The organism is Sphingobacterium haloxyli (genome assembly GCF_002980525.1).
Classification (GTDB): Bacteria; Bacteroidota; Bacteroidia; order Sphingobacteriales; family Sphingobacteriaceae; genus Sphingobacterium; species Sphingobacterium haloxyli.
In genome coordinates this window covers 21,558-45,025 of the sequence record NZ_PVBQ01000005.1, presented here as the reverse complement: position 1 = coordinate 45,025, position 23,468 = coordinate 21,558, and the positions used below count along the sequence as shown (strand labels likewise).

General features: G+C 46.6%; 13 protein-coding genes. 7 read left to right on the top strand and 6 right to left on the bottom strand.

The features are described 5' to 3' along the window. Nucleotides 1-82 precede the first annotated feature (82 nt). The 5 genes from C5745_RS07485 to C5745_RS07465 all read left to right on the top strand — a co-directional run bounded on the left by C5745_RS07485 (nucleotide 83) and on the right by C5745_RS07465 (nucleotide 9,104). The gene (locus C5745_RS07485) at nucleotides 83-3,403 is read left to right on the top strand and encodes a SusC/RagA family TonB-linked outer membrane protein (RefSeq protein ID WP_105716377.1); all 3,321 of its coding nucleotides are present in this window, start codon (nucleotides 83-85) and stop codon (nucleotides 3,401-3,403) included. Between the two features lie 11 nt (nucleotides 3,404-3,414). After that, a complete protein-coding gene (locus tag C5745_RS07480) occupies nucleotides 3,415-5,106 on the top strand; it encodes a RagB/SusD family nutrient uptake outer membrane protein (RefSeq protein WP_105716376.1) in 1,692 nt (563 codons plus the stop codon). Nucleotides 5,107-5,140: 34 nt separating this feature from the next. Then, nucleotides 5,141-6,805, top strand: a complete 1,665-nt coding sequence (locus C5745_RS07475) for an FAD-dependent oxidoreductase (RefSeq protein WP_207795745.1) — start codon at nucleotides 5,141-5,143, stop codon at nucleotides 6,803-6,805. Nucleotides 6,806-6,868: 63 nt separating this feature from the next. Next, on the top strand, nucleotides 6,869-8,224 hold the full coding sequence (locus C5745_RS07470; protein WP_105716375.1) for a Gfo/Idh/MocA family protein: 1,356 nt from the start codon (nucleotides 6,869-6,871) through the stop codon (nucleotides 8,222-8,224). Further along, nucleotides 8,208-9,104: a sugar phosphate isomerase/epimerase family protein gene (locus C5745_RS07465; RefSeq protein ID WP_105716374.1), complete on the top strand. Its 897-nt coding sequence runs from the start codon at nucleotides 8,208-8,210 to the stop codon at nucleotides 9,102-9,104. Before C5745_RS07470 ends, C5745_RS07465 begins: the two co-directional genes overlap by 17 nt. A 214-nt stretch (nucleotides 9,105-9,318) precedes the next feature. On the opposite strand, the gene C5745_RS07460 is transcribed toward C5745_RS07465, so the two are convergent. The 6 genes from C5745_RS07460 to C5745_RS07435 form a co-directional block, all read right to left on the bottom strand. Beyond that, complete coding sequence (locus C5745_RS07460; RefSeq protein ID WP_207795744.1) at nucleotides 9,319-11,769, bottom strand: glycosyl hydrolase 115 family protein; 2,451 nt, start codon at nucleotides 11,767-11,769, stop codon at nucleotides 9,319-9,321. A gap of 95 nt (nucleotides 11,770-11,864) precedes the next feature. Further along, on the bottom strand, nucleotides 11,865-13,457 hold the full coding sequence (locus C5745_RS07455; protein WP_105716373.1) for a GH39 family glycosyl hydrolase: 1,593 nt from the start codon (nucleotides 13,455-13,457) through the stop codon (nucleotides 11,865-11,867). Between the two features lie 54 nt (nucleotides 13,458-13,511). Beyond that, nucleotides 13,512-15,197, bottom strand: coding sequence for a RagB/SusD family nutrient uptake outer membrane protein (locus C5745_RS07450; protein ID WP_105716372.1), 1,686 nt, complete (start codon nucleotides 15,195-15,197; stop codon nucleotides 13,512-13,514). 11 nt (nucleotides 15,198-15,208) lie between these two features. Then, on the bottom strand, nucleotides 15,209-18,646 hold the full coding sequence (locus C5745_RS07445) for a SusC/RagA family TonB-linked outer membrane protein (protein ID WP_207795743.1): 3,438 nt from the start codon (nucleotides 18,644-18,646) through the stop codon (nucleotides 15,209-15,211). A gap of 130 nt (nucleotides 18,647-18,776) precedes the next feature. Next, nucleotides 18,777-19,961 carry a FecR family protein gene (locus C5745_RS07440; protein WP_165793043.1) on the bottom strand — a complete coding sequence of 395 codons (1,185 nt, stop codon included), beginning with the start codon at nucleotides 19,959-19,961 and terminating at the stop codon, nucleotides 18,777-18,779. A 191-nt stretch (nucleotides 19,962-20,152) separates the two neighbouring features. Continuing rightward, nucleotides 20,153-20,746: an RNA polymerase sigma factor gene (locus C5745_RS07435; protein ID WP_105716370.1), complete on the bottom strand. Its 594-nt coding sequence runs from the start codon at nucleotides 20,744-20,746 to the stop codon at nucleotides 20,153-20,155. An 899-nt stretch (nucleotides 20,747-21,645) separates the two neighbouring features. On the opposite strand from C5745_RS07435, the gene C5745_RS07425 reads away from it, so the two are divergent. Together C5745_RS07425 and C5745_RS07420 are read left to right on the top strand one after the other, a co-directional pair. Continuing rightward, nucleotides 21,646-22,071, top strand: coding sequence for a MarR family winged helix-turn-helix transcriptional regulator (locus tag C5745_RS07425; protein ID WP_105716368.1), 426 nt, complete (start codon nucleotides 21,646-21,648; stop codon nucleotides 22,069-22,071). A gap of 100 nt (nucleotides 22,072-22,171) precedes the next feature. Beyond that, complete coding sequence (locus C5745_RS07420) at nucleotides 22,172-23,467, top strand: TolC family protein (protein WP_105716367.1); 1,296 nt, start codon at nucleotides 22,172-22,174, stop codon at nucleotides 23,465-23,467. Nucleotide 23,468: the final 1 nt, after the last annotated feature.

The following is a 23,468-nucleotide window of genomic DNA, read 5'->3' as shown; positions in this document are numbered from 1 at the left end:
GAAATTGTTTGGACCGTAGCGATATTTTGCTCGTTGGAACAAGCGTTAATTATCATTTTTATTATCCAAACAGTACAAACATATGAATTTTTACACATGTGTTAAAGGCTTTTCTTTGCCTTTGACCTACAGGACGCTTCTGATTATGAAATTGACTGTTTTCCTTACCATGGTAGTTGTTCTGAAAGCCTCGGCAGTCAGTTTTGGGCAAATCACGATAAGCGCCCGGAATATCCCACTGTCCGATGCGATGGAAAGCGTACAGAAGCAGAGCGGCTACAAGTTCTTCCTCCACGGCAGGGAGTTGGCGAATACCAGCTTGACGGTACACATCAAGGATGCTTCCCTCGAAGAAACAATGGACGTATTGCTGGGGGGACTCGGCCTTGACTGGGAGCTGGAAGGCAAAACCATCATTATTACCAGGCGTCCGGAATACAACATGACAATTACGCGTGTACAGCCTCCCCGTTCCCAAGATCATACGATAAATGGAAAAGTAGTTGATGGTCAAGGCAATGCTATTGAGGGCGTGACGGTAACCGTAAAGGGAACCTCCGTTGCTACCACAACCGATCCCGAGGGCTATTTCAAACTGGTATTGAAAGAGCGGAGACAGATACTGCTGTTCATGATGATTGGTTTCGAAAGCAGGGAAATTCGATTGGATTCACAATCGAATATTACTGTGACACTGACGGAAGCTATAAATGACCTAGATGAGGTGGTCGTGGTGGGATATGGCACGCAGAAACGCAGCGACCTGACCGGGTCTATTGCTTCCGCGGATTTAGATGCGTTGAGCGGGACCCCCAATCTCAACATCTTCCAGAGCGTGCAGGGCACGGTTCCGGGGCTCAACGTTGGGATGGTCGATGAGGCAGGGGAGACTCCTTCCATTTCGATCCGGGGCAGAACGAGCCTATCAGGCAACCAAAGTCCACTGATTATTTTAGACGGGATTATCTTCTACGGAAATCTCGCCAGCATCAATCCGAACGATATCAAGACCATGGATGTGTTGAAAGATGCCAGCAGCAAGGCGATTTACGGAGCGCAGGCCGCCAATGGCGTGATCCTGATAACCACAAAAAGTGGGCGTGGGGAGCAAAAGCCGCAGATCAGCTATACCGGTTCGTACGCATTCGGTGGTCCATCGAACCGGTTGCACACGCGAAACCGGGAGTCCTACCTGCAGATGATACAAGACATCTTTTGGCGGGATGCTTACACCGAGGAATCCGGCTACTTGCAATTGGATGAAAACTTCAATATACTGGAAACCAATCCATTTTCAAGAGAGCTTGCGGTTAAGGGATATAAAACAGGGGCGGATGTCGACTGGTGGGAACTTGGAACGACCAACGCTTCGATCCAGCAGCACAACGTAGGGATCCAGGGAGCTTCGGCCAGAACCAACTACTACCTGTCGTTGGCTTATGACAAGCAACAAAACTACATCATCAATGATAAAATGAATCGAAAGGCCGGCCGGATTAATATCGAAACACAGCTAACCGAATGGTTGAACGTAGGGGTACAGACGTTCGGTACGTTTGCAGACTTTTCGGGCGCGTCGCCGAATCTTACCCAACTGACCCAGGCGGGTCCGCTGCGGACGCCTTACGATGAAACGGGTAAGCTGATAACCGAATTCGGGGGGCTGAACAACCCACTTATCGCCGTCAATACCGACGATCTGGACCAGCGGAATGAACTATTTGGTAACCTCTACGCAAAAATCAAAGCACCTTTTCTTCCTGGGTTCTCTTGGGATATCAATTATGGGAACACACTGCAATGGCGACGGCAGTTCAATTCCAATCCGTATGTAAATGCGGAGACCGGCGAAGCGTGGAAAAACAACTCCGAACTCTACAGTTATACATTTGATAACATCCTGAACTATACGAAAGAGCTGGGTGAAAACCATCACATTGATGCAACGCTTGTCATTGGAAAGAGCCACCGGGAAGCCGATTCGACCATGGCACGGGCCACTAGTCTGGCTAACCAGACCTTGGGTTATAACGACCTGTCACAGGGCATCAATCAATTCACCAATTCGAGCGCGTGGGAAGAAACTTCCCTGTATCAGATGTTCCGGATCAACTATGCCGCATTTTCCAAGTATTACCTCACCGCTACGCTCCGCCGGGACGGATTTTCGGGATTTGCCGAAAATGAAAAAACCGCTTATTTTCCATCCGTTGGAATCGGCTGGACGGTTTCGGAGGAGGCTTTTTTGCGTCCGGTTACTTGGCTGAACCATTTGAAACTCCGCTTCAGTTATGGTGTAAACGGGAATCTGGTACAACGGTACAGTTCCTTGGCGAGCGTAGGCTCCTCGCCCGCTTACGTGTTCGGCGACGGGGCGTCGACAGCCTACGGTCACGCACCCTCGAGCCTGCCTAACCCGGATCTCAGGTGGGAAAAAACCTATGGGTCTAATTTCGGACTTGATTTTGGAATTTTCGGCGACCGAGTTGTGGGTAACTTGGAGTACTACCAGACGACCACCCGCGATTTGATCTGGAGCCGTGACTTACCGATTCTCACCGGCTTCAACTCGATCATCAGCAACATCGGCCAGATCGGAAACCGTGGCTTTGAAGCAAGCATTACGGCCGCGGCCATCCGGGCTACCGACTTTCAATGGAAAATTACCGGAAATTTTTCGCTAAACCGGAACCGGATTGAGAAGTTACTTGGCGATATTGACGGCGATGGAAGGGAAGACGACCTGATGACCAGTAACCTGTTTATTGGCGAGCCCATCGGTGCAGTTTTCGGGTATGACGTAGACGGCATTTACCAGTTCGACGAGGAAATTCCCACGGGTTATTATGTAGGGAGTTACCGTATTGTAGATCATACCGGAGACGGGGTATTATCCGCGGCCGACCGGGTCATTCTGGGCATGATGGATCCATTATATCGGTTTAGTATCCATAATCACTTTCAATACAAGGGGTTCTCATTGAAGTTTTTCCTGAATTCCATCCAAGGCGGAAGAAAAGGATACTTAGGTGAAAACGAGCCGTTTGAAGCCAGAAGTGCGGATGCTATTTCGGACATGGGAATCTGGGAGGAGGTGGATTTTTGGACCCCCAGTAATCCGGGCGGGCAATTCCGGAGCCCGGCAAGCACGAGTTCCATCAACCCCATGTTGTATGGAAGGCGCAGTTTTCTGCGCCTGCAGGACGTCATTCTGTCGTACAATTTTGATACGGCCTTGCTTTCGAGACTTAAGGTGTCGGGCCTGACCGTTACCCTTGCGGGTAAAAACCTGTTCACGTTGACCGACTGGAAGGGCTGGGATCCCGAAACGGGCAGTGGCTTAGGCTACGGAAGCCGTCCGGTTATGCGTCACTATTCCATCGGTTTAGCATTAACATTTTAAACTTATCGATCATGAAAAGACTGCTCATAGTTTTCTTTATAATTTCTTTTGTAGCGTGTCAGGAAGCTGATATACTTCGGGAGAATCCATCGGGTATCTACACGGCGGATAATATGTATGTTACCGAAGCCCACTTCCGGTCTGCGTTGAATATGTTGTATCAAAACTATCGCAACCTATATTATGGAGGAGATGATAATTCTTTTGATTTGCAGTTGGCTACGGATTTGTCGCATGCGGGCCAGGATGGGATTGTCCGATTTTTTAGCGACTATCCGGCGACGCTGGATCCAACTGCTGCCAAAGTATTGTATCATTGGCGAGGCAATTATAAAATTATCGCCAATGCAAACACCATTATTGGACGATTGCCCGCATCGGAAGTACCTATTGAAGCGCAGCCGCAGCTAGAAGGGGAAGCCCGCTTTTTTCGAGCATTGGCCTATCGTTACCTGGTGTATCTGTATGGCGGGGTTCCGCTGATCTTGGAGGAAACGACCTCCGCAAAAAACGACTTTACACGGAGTTCCAAGGAAGAAGTGATCCGGCAGATGATTGATGACCTGCAATTTGCTGCATCCAACTTGCCGAGCATCCCCGATTTGCCGGATGGACAGGTGTCTAAAGAAGCGGCAAAACATTTATTGGCCGAATCGGCGTTGGCAATCGGAGAGAATGAGCTAGCGATTGAGGCCAGCAGTCAGGTCATTGGCAATCCGGCCCTGGCGTTGATGACCGACCGTTTTGGTTCACGCCGGAATCAACCGGGCGATGTATACTGGGATCTTTTCCAGCGGAATAATCAGAACCGGAGCAGTGGCAATACGGAAGGGATCTTTGTCATCCAATTTGAACCGGATGTCCCCGGAGGTGGCCAATCTACCATTGCGCGGACGGGATATCAAATGGAACGGTGGCACACTCCGAATGTACCACTGGCAACGGATCCGGACGATCGGAACCTCATTGCCACTGGTTTTCTTCCGACCTCTATCGTCGGTCGCGGTGCAGGGTGGCTGATGCCGACGTTCCATTTTTCGAATGAAATCTGGTACGATGAGTTAGGTGATATCGACTACCGGGATATGCGCGTTTCGGAGTATAACTTTCCGCGGGGAGTTTTGTACAACAACCCCAGCGGGCCGGCGAAGTACCAGGGGGTGTATTTTGACATCAACACCGACGAAAATCAACACCTGTTGAATACAAGCGGCATCTGGTCGCGCGGGGCATACCCCTACCAAACGAAGGCTACGACCCCCGGTGATCATCCGTCTAACCTGATTCTTAACCCCGAAACGATGCAACTGCGTGATATCGGTGGCGTTACTTATACCGATTGGTACGATATGCGGCTGGCAGAAACCTATTTGCTGCGCGCGGAAGCTTACCTAGCGGTAGGGAATACAACGTTGGCCGCGGTTGATATCAATACGGTAAGAAACCGTGCGGGTGCGGTATCGGTGGATGCCTCGGCCGTTGACTTAGATTTCATCCTGGATGAACGGCTCAGGGAGCTCGGTATCGAAGAAAAGAGACGGCTGACACTGAGCCGGACGGGACGGGTGTATGCGAATATCCGGCAATACAATCGTTATAACGCGGACGACATACAGGAACATCACCAGGTTTTTCCGATTCCGCAAAGTGAAATCGATGCAAATATCGGGGCGGTATTAGAACAAAATCCAGGATATAACTAACAAGGACCGGTATTTCAATAGCATATAGAAATTCATGGAGAATCAAAACAAAAATGGAATGATAAATAGATTAATATTCGCAGTAGTATTGCTTTGGATCTGCCAGTCGTGTAAAACAGCGGATCAACAAGCCTTCGAAGCCGACATCATCATTTACGGGGGTACGGCTTCGGCGATTATCGCGGCAGTTCAAGCCAAGCAATCAGGAAAGTCGGTGATGGTGGTCTCGCCTGACAAACACTTGGGCGGTTTATCGTCAGGCGGCTTGGGCTTTACTGATACGGGAGACAAGTCGACCATCGGCGGGCTGGCCCGCGACTTCTATCACCGGGTATATCTTCATTACGAAGATAGCGCTGCATGGCGTTGGCAGCGGCATGCAGAATATGGAAATAAAGGACAGGGTACACCGGCGATGGACGGAGATGCGCGCACGATGTGGATATTTGAGCCGCATGTCGCCGAGCGGGTATTCGACGATTACGTGAAGGAATTCGACATAGAGGTGCGCAGGGACGAATGGCTGGACCGCGACGCGGGCGTGGTGGTGGAGGACGGTCGGATCAGGTCGATCACCACGCTGAGTGGGACAACCTATCGTGGCAAAATGTTTATCGACGCCACGTATGAGGGCGACCTGATGGCTGCGGCGGGAGTAAGCTACCACGTGGGACGGGAAGCGAACAGTGTATACGGCGAAAAGTGGAATGGCATCCAAACGGGCGTGCTCCATCACTATCACTGGTTCGCATCGGATATCAGTCCCTATAAAATTCCTGGAGATAGCACCAGTGGTTTGCTGTATGGTGTATCTAACGAACCCCCAGGGATATACGGACAGGGCGATCATCGCTTACAAGCCTATTGCTTCCGTATGTGCCTGAGTAACCACCCCGACAACCGGGTGGCTTTCCCAAAACCGGATGGTTACAATCCAGAAAACTACGAACTGCTGGCCCGTGTGTTTGCTTCAGGTTGGCGGGAGACGTTCGAGAAATTCGACCCCATCCCTAACCGCAAGACAGATACGAACAACCACGGGCCGTTTAGCACGGATTTCATCGGTATGAACTATGACTATCCCGAGGCCAGCTACGAACGGCGCCGCGAAATCATCAAAGAACACGAAGATTATCAAAAAGGCTTGATGTATTTTCTTGCCAACGACCCAGATGTACCAACGGAAGTACGGGAGGAAATGGCGCAATGGGGATTGGCGAAAGATGAATTTACAGACAACGATAATTGGCCGCATCAGCTGTACATCCGGGAGGCGCGGCGCATGGTAGGCCAATACGTAATGACCGAGCATGATACGTTCAGCGAACGGGAAATCACCGATCCGGTGGGCATGGGGTCATACACGCTCGATTCGCATAATGTGCAGCGGTATATAAAACCAAATGGCTACGTGCAGAACGAAGGCGATATCGGCGTTCACCCTAAACAGCCCTACCAGATTGTATACGGAGCGCTGATACCCAGGGCATCGGAATGCACCAATCTGCTTGTACCGGTGTGTTTGTCGAGCTCGCATATCGCCTTTGGTTCCATCAGGATGGAACCTGTATTCATGATATTAGGTCAAAGCGCCGCGGCCGCGGCAGTGTTGGCGATCGACAACGCTACAAATGTACAGGACATCGACTATTCATTATTGGAAAGAGTATTAATAGACGCAGGTCAGATTCTGAGGTAAAGGAACGGGAATACACTAGCTGAAATCGTACTGCCATATTGAGTCAAACAAAAAATTGAAAACATGGAAAACAGAAGGAGATTTATTAAAAAACTGACCGTTGGGATAACAGCGGCAACCGTTGGCGGTGTTGGTGCGGGATTCACCGCAAAAAGCTACCGTCGCATCATAGGGGCAAATTCAACTGTAAATGTCGGCATTGTCGGCTTTTCAGACCGCTTTAAAAATTCATTATTTCCTGGTTTCATTAACCATTGCAACGGATTGAACTTCCGGATGACAGCGCTCTCGGATATATGGTCAAAACGGCGGGAAGAGGGTTCATCTTTTATCAAATCGAAAACGGGGTGGGATATCGCAGGCTGCCGGAACAACGACGAGCTGTATGCCATCAAGGATATTGACGCCGTGATAATCAGCACCGCGGACTTCCAGCATGCACTGCACCTCAAGGAGGCCGCCGAAGCCGGTAAGGATGCCTACGTGGAAAAGCCGTTTGCGGAGACGATGGACGACGCAAATGAGGCGCTTGAAGCGTGCCGAAGCCGGGACATCGTGGTGCAAATCGGCTCGCAACGGCGCAGCGGAGCGAATTACCAAGCAGCTTATGAATACATCAATTCCGGCAAATTCGGGGATATCGTGATGGCTGAGATGTCCTGGAATGTCAACCAACCGGGCAGATGGCGACGAAAGGAACTCTGCGAAAGCATTAGACCCGCGGATGTGGACTGGCAACGTTTTCTCCTCAATAGACCCCGTGTGGAGTGGGATCCACGGATTTATCTTGAATACCGGTTGTTCTGGCCCTTTTCCTCAGGGATTCCCGGTCAGTGGATGTGCCACCAAATCGATACCGTCCATTGGTTTACGGGCCTAAACTATCCGCGCAGTGTCGTATGCAACGGTGGGATCTATCAATGGAAGGATGGCCGGAATAATGCTGACACGTTAACAGCCGTATTCGATTATGGGCCGGATGATGATCTGAGCAAGGGCTTTCAGGTGGTTTACTCATCCAGGTTCACCAATTCGGCAGGAGGGATAAAGGAACTGTATTATTCCAATGGTGGAACGCTGAACTTGGATACGAATGAAATATCGTCATTGGGAGGCCTGAATGCCGGGGATGCCTCATCAATGGACCTCTCTCCCAACCTGTTGCCATCATCCAGCCTTCCCACCTCCCGGGTATCGGTGGATGCCAATACCGGTGGCGACCCACTCACCTCCGCCCATATGAAAAATTGGATGGAATGCATCTTATCAAGACGGCAAACCAATGCCCCCGTAGAAGCAGGTTATCACCATGCCATTGCATGTACCATGGCAAACGCTGCTTTGAGAACAGGCCAGCGGGTGCATTTTGACGAAAGCAAAAACCAGGTAGTGGCTGGTGGAAATGTATTTAAATATTAATCCGACAACAATCATGATTCACAACTACTTTTTGATGGTCACCTGCTGGTTGGGCATCATCGTAACTATGCAGGGTAGAGCACCGAGACCGTGCACCCCAATGCCCCCTTCCATCGGGGTCTGCGCATCCACTGACCAAATGTCGGATGCCGGGGATGCAGGCTTTGATTTTATTATCCCCAGTGTCGCCGCCTATCTCAAACCGGCACTTGGCGATTCTGAATTTTCGTTCGACGAAGGCAAAGGCGGCATGCCCATTCTTGCCTGCAACAGTTTCTTCCCTGCGCAGATGAAATGCGTAGGCCCCGAAGCAAATGTTGATTCACTTCTGGCGTATGCGCGTACCGTTTTCAGCCGTGCCGAACGGAGAAAGGTATCCCTCATCATATTCGGCAGCGGCGCGGCAAGGAAAATCCCCGAGGGATACGATAAAGCACTAGCGACTGGCGAATTCGTGGGACTCTGCATTAAACTTGCCGAACTGGCGGCTGTGTATGATGTAAAAATTGCCCTGGAAAACCTCAACAAAGAAGAAACTAACCTTGTCAACACCGTCGATGAGGCGCGGGTAATCTGCGAGAAAGTGAATATGCCCAATTTTGGCATCAATGCAGACATCTATCACATGCTAAAGGAACATGAACCCGCCCATCATTTATCAGCAGCCTCAAAACATATTTTTAACTGCGAGATTGCCGAACCTCAAAACCGTACGCCACCGGGGGTTGAGGGAACCGATTTCAGCATATATTTAAGAATGTTAAAAGAGATAAATTACAAAGGGGGGATAGCTGTAGAAGCACGCTGGAGTGATTTTCCGAATCAAGCGCCAGCCGCCTACCAAACATTGAAAAGCCAGCTTGATGCCGTGTATCAATAAAAGACATTTACCAGTTATGACAGTAACATCACCGACGTGACCGTCGGCCTTTGTAGGCATCGGACCGGTCACCATTGGCATGCTCCATGTCCTGTTGAGCCTCATCCTCCGGAAAGTAGAGAAGTATCGTGACGATCTGGAAGACCGGTTGGACGACTATGTGGAAGTGGATTAATTGGAAAGAAAAAGCAGCTGCAATTAATAGCTATACCGATTAATAGACCAACACCTGATCGATAACTACCCCTTCATCCACAGCTTTCAGTGTTAGTCGACTACCGGTGTGTTTGCTCACCGGCAAAACCACCCTCCGGATGGCCTGGTTGCGTAATACGTTCTCTTTCCATTCCTCGCTCCGTCCATGGGTTTCGTAACCGATTTCAGCCGCAGGGCCATCATCCAGCGAAATGCTGAACCTCAGCTTGTCCCCCTCTATAGGGTGGTTCGGCAGCAACCTGACCTCTACCATAACCGAATCGCCGGATAAATGATCCAAGTGAAAAACGATGCTGCCGCCGCTTTGTAACGCCAGAGCCTTGCCTTCGTACCCCAATCCCTCGATGGGGGACCGTGTCGCGCTGCCGTCGGAAAAATCCACCGCGCTGAACGCGTAGCGTGGTTTTTGATAAACGGGTAACGGTTGGGATGCCCACCTTTCCTTTACTCTTTGGAATACAGGGAGGTTACGCGGTTTGTAATCCATCATTTCATTCCATTTTCCGTTATTCAAGATGTTATAGTTGTGCGTCAACGCGAAGATGCTGTCAAAAGCTGCATGGCTCTGTCGCCAATCCGCTTTGCCATGACGGGCAAGCTGTGCATTAAGAAGCTTCTTGTTCATCTGCGCGGCGGCTTGTACCGGATATTTCACTAACTGAAAGTAGGCTGCCCGATTTTCGTCGGGGATCAACGTCTCAATCTTTTCCACATAGTCCGATAGATTCCCATAGGCACGCAATCTTTCGATGATTTCGTCTTCACTCCATGGCAGATCCTTGATAACTTTGTGCGCCGGATGCTGTTCTTCTTCCCTGGTATTTCCCATGAACTCCGGCTTGCGGATATACGCCAGGCGATAATGTTCTAGCATAGCCGGTAGCAGCTCTCTGCTGGCAAGGCCACCGAATTCCCGTTCAAGCCAATTACCTAGATGGGCGACAACGCCTGTGGCTACAACTTCTTCAATATCCCAAGCCATGTCCAAAAAGAGTTCGATCTGATATTCCAGCGGTTTGATATCGCCTACATTCAATATCCATAACTTTGTCGCCTCGTAATCATAGGCTAGCTTCATCTGATAGTAGAGCAGACCTGGGCTGGCCGTGCCCAGCCACAGATAATCGTGTGGCCTTCCCCAATAAGAAACATGGTAATAAATACCGTTACCTCCGCTGCGTTTCCGTTCCTCTTCATCAGGAAAATGTTTGATATAACCATAATTATCGTCGCACCATACCAACGTAACGTCATCAGGTACTTCTAATCCATCGTTGTATACGTCCAGCACTTCCTTGTAGGGAATGAATACCTGGGGGATCGAGTTAACATTCGGGTTGATGTATGTTTCCAACAGCTTCCGTTGGTCAGGAATAACACGCGATAATACGGCCTCATGTTCTTCATGCGTTTTCACCCCCTGCATCATACCATCATGCTTTCCCCGGAGCCCGATTGTGAAAATATTGCGAGCCCCCTGTAGTTCTTTAAGACGCTCCGTCCAGTACCTGCGCATTTCATCCTTGTTGGTAACATAATTGTAATCGCTTATTCCGGAGATGTCCCATTCTGTTGCACTGTTGCGCATTAAAGGCTCGCAGTGGGAAGTGCCGACAAAAATACCATAATCATCGGCCGCTTTTTTATTACCTTCCGTAAAATAGAAAGGCACGGTAACTTCGTGCATGGCGGGCCAGATTGTGTTGGCACGTAGACGAAGCAGCAATTCAAATATTCTGGCATAAGTCTTCGGCCCAATAGCTCCTTTCGTTTTGCCTACGGTTGGAAGGCCGGGCTCGAATGTCCTGCTACTCCAGGGCATCAGACCCCAGTCCTCGTCGTTCAGGAAGATACCCCGATACTGCACGCTGGGCCACCGTGCAATGGTGGTATCTGGAACCGGAAACCCATCTTTTTTGACGGGTACGGCATCCGCCCACCATTCCCACGGCGACACGCCGATCATTCGGCTGATTTCAAGCAGTCCGTAGGCCGTGCCTTGGCTATCACTTCCTACCACCACTATCTTGTATTCCCCATTTTCTTGCATCGAGGTAATCAGGAAGGCTTCCCGTTTACCGCTTATCGTTTTCAGATCTATCTTTCCTGCCTTAGCCAAACGGTCGATTCCCGGGTGCTGTCCGGTTGTGCCCGCAATGATCTCAGCACCATCTGATTTTCCCGCAACCCTCAATTCGGCTTCGAATACCTTCTGTACATCGTTTTGCAGCATGGATAGCGCGGTCTGTACTACAGCGGCTTCTCCCTTGTTGATTTGGATACGGGTTACACTTCCTCTTTCAAAAAGTTTTTCCTCCATTTTTCCGCCATATGCGAGGCTACCGTTGCATACCAGCAGCCCCAATCCTAGGAAGCACGAGATCATCAGCTCTTTTAATCTTTCCCTACGTCCATCTTTTATCTTCAGTACCATTGTTTTGTATACCATCGAATTGCTTATTCTATTATTCAACCGAAACAATAAAAACAACCACTAGTCCGAAATTAGCTTTTTATCATATTTTTATACGCTTTATCAAGCGTTTAATCGGCTAATTCGATAATATAGAGTTGCATGCTATGACGTGGCAGCTCAATGCCAACGGTCATATTCCCTTCTTTATCGGCTCCGAGTAAGTGGCCCGTGAAACTTAGCGATCTGGCATGGTCGAACCATTCCGTTGCCAGTTGGTTGGGGTTTAACGGGCTACCTGCTTGCTTCCACTGTGTGAAAGTATTATTATGTTCACGGTCTAAGTGATATACCTTTGTATTGTATTTCCTATTGGGCTGTAGTTTTTCCAAGTTTACCAAAACTGAATCCGTAAGGGAAAGATCGTCATCCGTTTCGTTAAAGTTATAAACAATAAACGCTAGCGATTTTTCGCCTTTCGTAGCGAGAATACCTAGGCGTTTGCCTGGGTAGATACCGTGTACTTTGAGTCTCTCCCTTTGAAGCATCGATAGGAATTCGAATCCTGTTAATATGGGCTTCGGTATATGTCCGCCCGTTGTCAATTCCCGATTCCCCAAAAACATTTTTTCCTTTTGGTCTTCCCAGGAGAACCCCCAATAAAGCATTAAGGAAGTTTTAAAGTCATAGTTGTCTTCGATAGCGTATAAACAGTCAACTAGTTTTGTAAGAAATAGTGGAGAAAATTCATTGTTCCGGTATTCTAATTGCGGATGTTTGGCATAAGTTCGTTCGAAATGAGAACATACGCCCCATTCGTTGAGGTGAAACTCTACCTCTTCAAATCCATCGTATTTGTCTTTGAGCCGTTTTATCCAGAGAAGCTCTTGAGAGAATCGGCTTACTTGGGGCACTATTTCCGGCGGGTTGGCTAGCCACGACCCAGACAATCCGTAAATATGGTGCGAGATGAAATCAATCGGAGAGCCGGTTTCTCCGGTCACAAAATTGGTTCCTCCATGTACGTGGTCTAAGAACGACTTCAAGACAACAAGGCTGAAGGTAGCAGGCCCCCCGACACGAAAATCCCGATCGTACGATTTAACAACGTGGGCAAAAACGTCGTATAGTCGATAAAAGACGGGCAGGTGTTCTGTTGGCCATCCGTCGGGTTCGTTCCATACTTCATAATACCATGTTCGCATCTCTTCTTTCCCGAAATGAACTATCAGGTTCTCCATAAACGATCGCAAAAGATGTTCCCATTCGTCCCAGTCTCGGGGTTCGGCATTCCGTCCCACAAAGCCCTCGCTATTGATATTGTCTCCCAGCGATTTTGCAAAGCCATTCGGAAAAAAATCGAATTCGATAATAGGTTTGACTCCATGAGCAAGATAGGTGCGAAACGTGTTGTTTACTTTTGAAAAATCATAAGTATAGGTTCCGTCCTGCCTATGCACCACAACATTTCCACCTCTTATCGAATCGTTGCTAAAGGTAAAATGGGTTCGTAAATACTTAATTGAATTATGTTCCTGAATTCGTGAAAGAAGGTACTGCCCCGCTTCGTTATGTGCCATACTAAACAAGAAGTCGTGCCCTGCTGCTTTCCAAAAGAAGTGATTTTCACCTATTTTCTCCTCCGTATCGACAATAAACGATGTCTGTGAGGAGACACTAGTTGAAAGCGACACTAGTACAAGAAAAATGACCTGTATTTTCATATTTATTTTTGCTTACTATTTACAATCTTTTAGTTTTATTCCATACACCGCTAGTTAGTACCCGTCGTTCTGAGTCAACTCGGCAAAGATGTTTTTCTCGATTTCACCATAGGGAATCGGCCAGAGATTCTGGTGATCACCGACATTAAAACCTGCCGGATTATACTTTCTGGTTCGTTCTACGTTCTTACCCAGCCGGCACAAAGTCATTGTACGCCACTCTTCCATATAGAGTTCTCGCAATCGTTCCTCAAGGATATAGTCAACAGTTATATCAGATTCTACTGCCAATGTTGCGTTTGCCCGTTGACGAATAATATTAATATCGGCAAGTGCCTTCTGTTTTTCGTTATTTCCTAAATAGGCTTCTGCTCTGAGTAAGTATGTCTCAGCGAGACGAAAAGCGTATTCGTCTTTGAAAGAGCCGTTAGCGAGTCCCGAACTGTTAAGGATGACGTGTTCGCCCAAAGGCGTAGTTTTAATAGATCCATCGCTGTTTCGAGCATACGATTGTTGGGGGAAATCCCCCACACGGCTTCCTTTCATGATAAAGGGAAAGAAGTTAAGGAGCGTGTCCGCTGTTCTGAGCCAGCCATCCTTTACCAGCCATTGGCCAAATCCTTTTGCATCGCGATTATCAATCCGAAAGTCCCGGACGATCATCGGTTCTGTCGCCCTCAAGTCACGATTCAAATCGGTTCCCCACAGCTCATTGAAGAAATAATGCGTACCATGGTTAGAGCCAATACCTCTTCCACCTTTTTCCGCAGTGATATCAGGAAATGCCAAGGTCATGTTGCCGGAGTTTGCTTCAACTTGTACGGAAAAATAAGCAGGCAAAAAATAGCGGGGATATTCCGCGCTGTAATTTGACCCCGGATTCTGGAAATCGTATTGCAACACAAATATGCTCTCCGAGTTGCCACTTGTCCGATTTTGATTGTTTGCCTGAAAGAGGTCCCAGTAGACATTTCCCTGCTCGCCTTTTCGAGAGCCGAACCGTTGCGTCATTAAACCCATCTGAGGCAGAGAGATGATGGCACTTGCGGTATTGATTGCATCCGTGTATCTTTCCAAACTGATATAAATTTCCGTCAGCAGGTGCTGTACCGCCTGTTTACTTACCTTCCCGTCAGCCACCTGATCAATATTGGCAAGCAGTTGTTCTGCTTCTTCCAAGTCCGAACGGCATTGGTCATAAACCTCAGCTCGTGTAGCCCGAACGTAATCCCGTTTCGCAACGGTTATCTCTTCCAAGCTTATCGGAACGCCCCCGTAGTAGTTTGCTAAAACACGATACGCGAACGCACGGAAAAACAAAGCCTGTCCACGGATGGTCCCCTTTTCTGCCTCACTGATCTGGTCCGCCAATTGCAGTCGATTGAGAATTGTATTTGCACTGTTTATTTGATTATAACAAACTGTCCAGAGTTTCTGCGGCGTAACGGTGGTTGCCATGAGAAATGTCGAAAGATTGTTCAACTGGGCATTAGGAAAGTCATAGCTGAAGAAGCAAAAATCGCTAGGAGTAAAAAATGCGTCGGGGATATTTTGTGCCCTGCTCCAGTAGAGGTTACGGAGATTATCATAAAGATAATTGACGGAGTGTTGGAATTGACCAATAGTACGATAAGAGTTCTCCGGCGAATAAAAATCCAATGGTTCTTCCTGTAACCATTTTTCCTCGTTGCATGAACTCAATAGTATAATCAATGCGATATTTCGAATTAATATTTTCATAACCTAAATTGTTAGAAGTCAAAATTTAAACCAGCTGTGAAGCTTTTCAATGTGGGATAATTCGGGAAATCAAAGCCTTGATTCGCTTCTGGATCCCATCCTTCCCATTTCGTAATTGTCAGTAAGTTCGTGCCGCTAGCAAAAACCCTAAAGTTATGTACGCCTATTTTGTTTAGCAATGATTTGGGTAAACGATACGAAAGCGAGAGATCCTGCAACCGAACAAAACTCCGTTGCACATAGGGTGAAAAACTGGGACCTAAAAATGAAGTCATGAATCCAAGTTGTCTGTACTTAGCATCTGGATTTTCGGGCGTCCAATAATCATAATCAAAGTAGGCATAGTTTTTCATTTGGTTAGGGTCTGGCTGCGCAGATGCAGGCCTGCCGTAATAATACTGCGATCCACCTTGCACAGAATTAATAAATACCCGTAGTTCGAACGCACGATATCTGAAAGCCTGTTGAATGCTGAAATAAAAATCAGGATCAGTATATCCCAATATCCTTCGGTCCTTATCGGGAGTGTAGCTGCCATCATTGTCGATATCTTCAATTTTATAGGTGCCATAGGTAAAATTATTGGGTATTACACCATTGTTGTAATCATCGATCTGCCACATGCCAATAATATTGTAGTCGTATACCACACCCAACGGCTGATTCATAAAAATTCCGGCAGAAACTAAATCATCCTCTCTACCATCATTGTCGGTATCCAACCCGAGTATGCTAACAACTTTATTACGATTTCGCGAAAAATTGACACCTATTTGCCATTCGAATGCATCGTTCCGTATAGGCAGGCCCGAAATCGAAAACTCATGACCGACATTTCGTAACTTACCGATGTTTGCCGTTACACTTGCAACACCATTTCCATCGGGAAACAGCCCATTCATATTAGGGATAGGCAGTTCATAGAGTAAATTTTGGGTATTTGAACGGTAATGGTCATAACTTCCGAACAGTCGTCCGTCCAACAGACTGAAATCTAAGCCGATATTCAGCGACGTAGTGCTTTCCCACCGTAAATCATGATTTGACATGGTACTTACAGCTTGCGTCAATTCGGGGGTTGCGCCATCGCCGTAGAGATACCCACCTGGCTGTCTCCCATATCCGCCTTTGAAGGGTATTTCGGTCGACATGCGAGCCAAAGTAGCGTATCTCCCTCCGGTACGGTTCCCACTTGATCCATAAGAAGTCCTTATTTTCAAGTTGTCGATCCAGCCGAGATTGTCTTTAATGAACCGTTCTTCTCCGATCTGCCACGCCATTGCCACCGACGGAAAATGACCTATTTTATAATTCTTGCCAAAGCCTGAAAAGCCATCGCGACGTATCGTGGCGGTCAAAATATAGCGGCTATTGTAAGTGTAACCTACTCTAGCCATTGCGTATAGACTTGCTTCTTCCCATGCTCCTGATCTGATTTCATTTTGATCACCTTGACCCGCTTGGAGATAGTTGTAACCTAGGGTTTGGTTCGTGAAGTTTTTGGCTAACGCGTCAGTGAAGTCAAAACCTCGTTTTTCCGACCCATAAACCATCGTGGCATTTACAGCATGTAAACCAAAATTACGTTGATAGCTTAGAATGTTATCCAGCGTCCATGCGTATTCACTATCATAATTCTTAGAGCCAGCACCCAACATGCCGTTCACATATGGATCAAAACTAAAATACTTCCTCCATGTTAGGTTTCGCGAATAATTGAGCCTATAACTTAATCCTTTGATAAAAGGGATCTTTAGATCACTATAAAAATTGCCGGTTAGGTTATACCTTACATCCTCATTGGGATTCCCTGCAACCAACAACGGGTTGGTAGACCCGATATCTAACATGTCGATGAGATTGCCATCAGCGTTGTAGGGAGAACTCAGGGGACCGATACGCCAAATTTCATAAAATGATGGATTTTCTCCTGAGACATCGCTCGAAGTGAAGAAAGATTGGCTTCCTATCTTTAACCAATCGGTTATTTTAGCGTCTATGTTGACCCGAACATTGTGTCTTTTGTACTTATCATTTATAATTAAATTTTGTTGATCAGTATACCCGAAAGAAAGAAAGTACGATGCGAGTTCGTTTTTCCCTTGGACGCTGGCGTTATGATTCTGAATATACGGCGTATTTACGGACATTAAGTCCATCCAATCAACCTCAGTACCCGCTAAGTATCCAGAAGCAACCGATTCCCTAAAAAAAGCCGGATTCCATTCTGGGTTTTTCTCCAATAGATCGGTTCCCGTCCTGCTGTTTGGTAAATCGGCGTTTGCAAGTTGCGCTAGGTATCCCTCGCGGCCCAACGGTTTAAGTTTCGAATTCATTAATTGTTGGGCCGACAGGTTTCCACTGTATTGAATGATTGGTTTAGAGAGTGTTTGGGCGGTTTTGGTTGTAATCATCATGACCCCGTTGGATGCCTGTGAACCATAGACTGCTGCACTACTTGCATCTTTCAATATATCAACAGATTCAATATCGGAAGGATTAATATCAGTAAGACTCCCCCGAAAAATGATTCCATCAAGAACAATCAGTGGTGCGGTAGTTCCTGAAATCGTATTACGGCCTCGGATAGTGATCGAAGGCGCATCACCTGCCTTAGAAGTGGTTCCGACATTCAGTCCGGGCACCACGCCTTTAAGCGCCTGTCCGATGTTGACATTCGGCGAATTTTGCATAGCAGTTAAGTCAGCACGGACAACCGCTCCCGTCAGATCGCTTTTTTTTGTTACTCCATATCCAATCACCACAACTTCATCCAGATTACTAATTATTGTTTTTAATGAAACATTGACGACGGTCTGTTCATTGATGTGCCACGCAAAAGGCTCAAAGCCCATAATGGAATAAGTAAGTGTATCCGCACCGTCGGGAATTCGGATTTCGTAATTGCCATTTGGATCGGTCGTCGTCGCCACATTAGTTCCTTTCACACGTACGGTAACTCCCTCCAGTATGTTTCCTTTTTCGTCTGTCACCCGGCCGACAATCGAATGTTGTTGTAGTAGACCGATATTTTGGGTCAATCCCTCGGTCCGCTGTGGAAGGGGCTTTGGCTTGATACTGATGATCTTTCCGTTCACGGAATAATTTAATGGTTGATCTTTGAATAGGGCCGGGAGTATTTCCAGTATTTCCTTTCCATTTACCTGTAAGGTAATGTGTTTTGCTCGCTTTAAGTCTTGATCACCGTAGATGAAAGAATATCCGCTCTGTTTGCGTAGTTCTTTGAGGACGATCTTGAGAGGTTGGTTTTTAACGGATATAGACACACGTTGTGCTGATGCATCTGCCGATGCCTGTAGGGTGAATATCAATATTAGAAATACGATAAGCTTCATTATATTGCCAACAGCTGATGGTTTGTTGATGTCAAGCACGATGCTACGCCAGAACAGAGACCAGCACCACTTGACAAGAGAAATTAAATGCATACCTTTGTCTTGTTAGGTTAGTTAATAAAAGTTCAATTTTCGCAATTTGATTTTTTGTTTGCCTGACATCGAGCCGTAGATGTTCGTAGCACCTACGGCTTTTTTTGACAGAAACAAACACATAAGAGTTTCAGTTCTTGACCATAATCCTCCTTTCTTTACGTTCGAATCTAAGATTTGTCTGCTCTTCCAGAGCCTGTAACAAGACAGATAAAGGAAGATCTCGGAATACCTCACCCGAAAGGGTTTTGCTTGGTAAGTTGGTCCCTTTTTGACACGTAAACTCTACGTCATACCAACGCTCCAGTTGTTGCAGAATATCTGCTATAGATTGTCTTTCGAGCACGATAAGGCCCTCTTTCCAAGCGGTATAATCTTCGGTATTGACTTTTGTCACCGATAATCGTTGTCCTTCCAGATTGGATTGCATCCCTGGAGATAAATCAAGCGGGGTTCCCTGTGCCGTGGTGATACGCACCTTACCCTCAACCAATGTTGTTTGGATAGCGGTTTCATCCTGATAAGCTTTTACGTTGAACTGCGTTCCTAAGACTTTCACTTCCTGTTCTCCAGTAGCTACAATGAAAGGCATAGAAATAGATGACCGAAAAGCTTTAACCTCAAAATATCCTTCCCCTTTTAGTTCAACGCGACGTTCATCTCCACTAAATTGCGTTGGATACGTAAGTGTACTCGCTGCGTTCAGCCAAACTTTACTGCCATCGGGTAATGTAACTTGATATTGTCCGGCACGTGGTGTGGTAACCGTAGCGATTTGGATATCATTGGTTTGCAAAATCGATGTGCCGTCGTTATAGGAAATTCCTTTTTCATTGATCACTAAGCCATTTTGGCTCTCGCTAAGGTCGATGGTTTGTCCATCGGAAAGGATCAAGGTAGCACGGTTGGTACCGGGTTGTATATCCTGAGCTTCCGACAGGATATCATTCCGATTTTGACGGTCATACTTATAGTAATACCAAATGCCGGAGAATGCGAAGAGTATGAAAACAGCTGCAGCATATTTATATAATTTTGCAATGCGACCGGTACGGATTTGTTTAACAGGTAACTGCCGATCAAGTTGCTGATTGATCTGTTTCCATGTATCATTTACGATAGAAATTGATTTTCGCTGTAAAATGTCCGGGATTTTTTGATTGCTGTTTTGATAATAGGCTTCCAACAACTCCCGCCAAAGGGAATCGTATTCCTCCGAATTCACATAACCCGTCAGTTCCGCTAATTCGTTTTTATCGATCGTTTCATCGATATATTTTTGAAATAGCCTTTGAATAGGCGTTTTCTTTTCCATGTTGGACATATTGGTTTATAATCCCTCTATTTACAATACACCACTACGCGAAAAAGTAACAGGTCTAAAATGAAAAAAAATAAAATATTTTTATACAATACTGATTATTAATTGGTTATTTTTTTGGTATTCGTGTTACGAACTATATATCAAGCTTGTTTAAGATCAATTGGGACCTCTGAAGGTCTTTATTAATAATTGTCTACCAATACCGGAGCGAGCAACATGAGCAAATGTGGTAAGCGCGATTGCATAAATGCACGGATATACTTGTTTGCCAGTTGAAGATGCTGGTTGATTGCAGAATGGCTGATTTGAAGTAAGTCAGCGATTTCTTTATAACTTTTTCCCTCAAGCTTGTGCAGTATGTATACCTCACGTTGCCTGTCACTGAGCGTGGAAAGAGCCTCTTCCAACAGTTTGTTTGTTTCTTCGTATTGTATGTTCTCTTCAATATGAGTATAGGACTGCTGTGGGTAGGCATACATCCGTCGGTTTTGTTCGCGCACCGCCGTTCGAAAGGCATTATTGGATAGGTTGGCTGCCATGGTGTAGAGCAGTGCGCCAAAAGAACGCTCTACATCCACTTCTCGACGCATTTGCCAGATCTTCATGAAGATATCCTGCAAGAGATCCTGGGAAATTTCTTCGGATTTAACGAGCTGCGATAGCTTTACGGCAAGTCGTGGCGCGTATATATGATAAATCTTTTCAAATGCCATACGATCGCCCTGCTGTAGGCGTAACAGGAGTTCCTTCTCATCGATGACATTTTTTTCTACCATAAGTATAATCTGTAAATTTAACAAAATATCTAGAATACAGACGATTCTTCCCAAAATACGCTTAGACAATCATTTAGTGAACGATACACTTAAAGCCATCATTGTTGAGATGATGAAAAAAGGCCAATCCCATTTGATCAGAACAAGAACCTATACCTAATGATATTGCCAAAAGAACGAGCCCAACTAATTTTTTCATAGCTTTACTTTTATAAAAAGAACATTTCGCGAGGATCTATCGTTTTGCAGTCCGGTAGTATTTAGCGTTTTTTTACTGATTTCCACTTGCTTCCCAGTCCCGAAAATTCGACAGAAGCCTCAGCGCGTGTACCGATACCAAAGCCAGTAGCGGATGAGCAATGCTGCTATAAAACGAAAATTTACAGAAATCGTTCAGACCTTTAATGCCAACGAACATTCATAATCCTGAAATAAATAGTAAATTTAAGAAGTAATATGTTAATACCCCACAACATTTTAATCGAATCATGAAGATTGTAAAACACCAGATAAACAATATACAAATAGCGGAAATTATTTCAGATGAAATCATTATTCATGATACAGAAACTGCTTTGGATTTGTTAGGAAACGTTTACTACCAGGGTTTTGATAAAGTTTTTACATGAGGAGAATATAATTCACATTGGAGCATTTTCGAAATACCAAAGTAACAGCTTAAACGAGTTTATTTATGAAGCGAATAAAACCGGATACAACTATTTCGCTGCTACCCGAGAAAAAGTGTTACAGAATTTTGCGAAGACTGATCAGCGATATACACGAACACTACCTCCATAAAATAATACACAGCACGACCTATAAGCAAATTATTTTTTAAAATTAGTTTGTAGTCTAACTAATATGTTTTATATTTGTCCCATCAAATAAAAAGAAATATGGACGCCGTAAAAAAAGTAATAGAGAATATGCAGTTGCTGAGCTTCAATGTACGCCATTATTTCCAGAAGCGTTTCGCGGCCCTGGAACTGGACGTCACGTACGAAATGGTACGCGTAGTGCTGATACTTTCCAGCCAGAAGTATATGAATCAACAGCAAATTGCGGATGTTACCTTCAAAAACAAGGCTAGCTTGACGTCGTTGATTGATAACCTGCAAAAAAGAGGGCTTGTGGTGCGTAACGAGGATTCGGCAGATAGGAGGAATAAGATTATCACCCTGACAGCTAAGGGCAGAGAACTGGCGAACATTGTACAGCCGGTATTCGATGAGATGTTTGACCTGCTTTATAAAGATGTAACGGCCGAGGAACTGAACGTGATGGGCCGGGTGATTGCCAAAATGAACAGGACAATCGAATAAAAAATTTAATAAAATAGTTAGATATTTAACAGTTAAATAGTTTACTAATAAAATGACGGATAGATATAGAAATCAGAGATTAAGATCAATAAGCTGCGCAATGTGGCTGATTGCGGTGGTTGCTTTGACGACATCGGCAGCATCCGGACAGGTACGTGTTGAGCATAAGGTAACCCTTGACGAAGCCGTGGAGCTAGCCTTGGAAAACCATCAGCAGCTGAAGCTCTCCAAGGCCAATGTATCGTTCAACCGGGCCCAGCAAGATGTCGCGGAACAGCAGCGGTTGCCCACAGCAACATTTTCAGCCAGTGCACTCTATCTTGGCGATGCGCTGGTCCTGAACACGGACTTTTCCAAACTGCAGACCGTAGAGATGCCAAATTTCGGGAATTCCTTTGCTGTGCAGGCTTCGCAGCTGCTTTACAAGGGGGGGGCGATAAAGAAGTCCGTCGAATTGGCAGGGCTTCAGACCCAGCTTGCCGAACTCGACCTGGAAAATGACGTACAGTCTATTAAGTTCCTCGTCGTTTCCAATTACCTGGACATCTGCAGAGTGCTCAACCAGCGACAGGTATACGAGCAGAACCGTGTGCTAGCAGAGCAGCGGCTGGCCAATGTGCTGAAACAGTACGAACAGGATATGGTGACGCGAAATGAAGTAATCCGCGGGGAACTGCAGATTAAGAACTTGGAGCAGTCCATTCTGACGGCCAGGAACAACCACGCCATCCTCAGCAACCAGCTGAGCTATGCATTGGGTCTACCGGATGATGTGCTGATCATACCTGCGGACGCTATTGGCAGGCCTCAGGTGCAGGCACAGTCGCATTACGTGGACTTAGCCCGCCGTGTGCATCCCGTTATCCGTTCGGCCGACCAGCAAATCGGTATGGCGGAAAAGAATGTAAGCCTGATCAAGACCGACCGCATCCCTGCAGTCTCAGCCTTCGGCGGATACAACATGCAACGCCCGCTGACAACGAGCACACCGGTGATGGACCTCTACAATAACACCTGGCAGGTGGGCGTGACCCTGAGTTACAATATCGACAACCTGTTCCGCACGAAGAAGCGCATACAGGTTGGGGAAAGGCAGACCGCCATTGCGCGGGAGGCATGGGGATTGACCCTGCAGAACATCGATATGGGTATTAATGCCGCTTATACCAAATACTGGGAGGCCGTTCAGCAAGAAAAACTGATGGAAGAATCCAAGCGCCTCGCCAACGAGAACTATCAGATAGTTGAGGCGAAATACCTGAACCAACTGGCCATCACGGCCGAAATGACCGATGCGACAAACGCCAAACTGGAAGCTGAGTTGCAGCATGCCAACGCGGCAATCGGGGTCCTTTTCCAATATTATAACCTACTGAAAAGTACAGGGACCCTTTAGC